At 41.1% G+C, this 2405-nt stretch carries 2 protein-coding genes; one reads left to right on the top strand and one right to left on the bottom strand.

Annotated features, from left to right (window positions below; all coding sequences use genetic code 11):
* Positions 1 to 88: 88 nt before the first annotated feature.
* Positions 89 to 1522, bottom strand: a complete 1434-nt coding sequence (locus F602_RS0100120; protein WP_018165955.1) for an ATP-binding protein — start codon at positions 1520 to 1522, stop codon at positions 89 to 91.
* Positions 1523 to 1636: 114 nt separating this feature from the next.
* Here F602_RS0100120 and F602_RS0100115 point away from each other — a divergent pair.
* Positions 1637 to 2405, top strand: a 769-nt coding sequence (locus F602_RS0100115; RefSeq protein ID WP_018165954.1) for a restriction endonuclease subunit S, incomplete at its 3' end; no start/stop codon positions are given.

Below are 2405 nucleotides of genomic sequence, written 5' to 3'. Positions count from 1 at the left end.
ACTGTATCCTACTGTATCCTACTGTATCCTACTGTATCCTACTGTATCCTACCTCCTACCTCCTACCTCCTACCTCCTAGAGAATAGACTAATTTTTCGTTAAAGTATAGTATTGATTTCTGTCATTTTTGTTTGCACCATACCAGTCAACCATCCCCAATTCTTGTAATTTTTTCATCGTTTTTACAATAAACTTGCGACTTCTTCCTGTCAGTTCAATCGCTTTGGCCGTTGTCATTTTCTCACCTGAATTATACATGTAGTGAATCAGCAATTGCTCATCGGCATTAAGGTCGCCAAAATCAGAGAACTGTTTTTCTAGGCTGTCTCGCGTACGGAGGTGGCGACTGACAATATTGTTTTCAAGTGTTAGAACAACCTTATTTCCAGGCTCTGAGTATTTTGGTTCATGAAGAAAGGCTGATTCCATCTCTGAGTAAATCCGTTTAACACCTTCATTCATCTCACGAACCCAACCAAACTCCGTCAGGGTTCTGGCAATCCGAGGATTTCTTGAAAACCGCTCATGCTTGATATTGTCAACAGTGACGATATTGGGCAATTTCCCCGGGCTATGAATCTCCAGTCGGTCATCAAACATGAGCACACGAATGTGATCCCCATAAACCGAGTAATCACGGTGAGTAACTGCATTGACCAGACCTTCAAACCAGGCAAATTCTGGATATTCAGGCAAGATTTGGAATTGCCCATTGTCATCCAGATATTGAAACTCACGCAGCTGGGTACGAATAAAATCGCGAGCCTTGATAATCAGGCTTGGCAGTGCATCATCAAAGGTTACTTCCTTGATAACATTAAAGCTACTACCTGTCCCCATATCCGTTCCATCAAATCGTTGGAAACGAACACGAGCTTGAGGGAAGAAAGCTGATGGATATTTACCAAAAAGCAAGATAGCAGCCTTGGTCAATTTTCCATTGACCAGAAAACGCCGAGCTTTGAGGACTTCTTCTGTCGAACGGTCTGAAATGTCAAATCGATTCTTGAAATCCTGAACCAGCTCATTATCGATGTCTTCCAAGGTCGCGTCAGCCACAACTTCATCCTCAAAGAAGCGTTGTCCTTTATCATAGCTGAGTTGAGTCCGTTGTTCATAACTGAGTTTAACGGTCTCATCACCCTGACGCAGGTAAACCTCATCATTAGGCGCAGCAATCACTCGGTTTGAAGACAATTCAACTGAGATAACCAAAATCACATCTTCTTCACCCTTATGGTTTCGCACAGGGATTTCTTCAAAAGATAAATCCAAGGGAGCGTCACGCATCTCACGGTCAATCTTTTTGAAGTCATCAATGGGATAGGCCTTACCATCTTTGAATCCAGTGATAATGTTATCCTGCTTGTCGTCCTCAATACCGATGACCAGCTGGCCACCATCTGCATTAGCAAAAGCAATCAGGTGTTTGAGTAGCTCTTGTGGCTTCTTTCGGGCGGATTTCCTGTCCAAATGTTGGCTTTCTGGTGAGAATTGGTAGTGGGATAGGGTTTGAGTCATGTCATTCTCCTGAGTGTTATCACTCTATTATAACACATCTCCCAGCCTTTCTTACTTCTCATTCAGTGTGCTAAGAAACCTTATGAGAAGTTAGCAGACGGAACGGTTAGGAAAGTGGCAGTACCCTATGATATTCCAGATAGTTGGGAGTGGGTGAGGTTAGGCAATATTGGCTGTTGGGGTTCTGGAGCTACTCCTTCTAAGTCAAATATAAAGTACTATGAACCTCAATCAATTCCTTGGTTATTAACAGGAGATTTGACAGATGGTTACATAATCGATATTCCAAATAAAATTTCAAGACTGGCTCTCGAAAAAACCTCTGTTAAACTTAATCCTGCAGGTTCAGTGCTTATTGCAATGTATGGAGCTACAATCGGTAAATTAGGGATTCTTACTTTTCCTGCTACGACAAATCAAGCTTGCTGTGCTTGCAATACTTTGTTTGAGGTTGAGAAATTCTTCCTGTTTTATTTTTTAATGTCTGAGAGAAAAAATTTCACGGCTCGTGCTGAAGGTGGTGCTCAACCTAATATTTCTAAAGAAAAAATTATCAATACTCTATTCCCCCTCCCCCCTCTTGCTGAACAGAAACGGATTGTGGAGCAAATCGAACGTGCTTTGGAAAAGGTAGAGTCATATTCCAAAAGTTACAATAAACTTCAAGAATTGGACAAAACCTTTCCAGACAAATTGAAAAAATCTATTCTTCAATATGCCATGCAAGGTAAATTAGTTCCTCAAGACCCTAACGATGAACCCGTTGAGGTTTTGCTTGAAAAAATCAAATCTGAAAAGCAAAAACTATATGAGGAAGGTAAACTCAAGAAGAAAGATTTGGCAGAAATAGTGGTGACAAAAGGAGATGATAACTCTCCTTATA

This window comes from Streptococcus minor DSM 17118, from assembly GCF_000377005.1.
GTDB classification, from domain to species: domain Bacteria; phylum Bacillota; class Bacilli; order Lactobacillales; family Streptococcaceae; genus Streptococcus; species Streptococcus minor.
Note: the sequence above shows the minus strand (reverse complement) of the source record. Positions and strands in the feature narration are given on the sequence as shown.

Bases quoted from the DNA above. Each gene is read 5' to 3' on its own strand.
- F602_RS0100120 (WP_018165955.1), bottom strand. From the start codon at position 1,522: ATGACTCAAACCCTATCCCACTACCAATTCTCACCAGAAAGCCAACAT.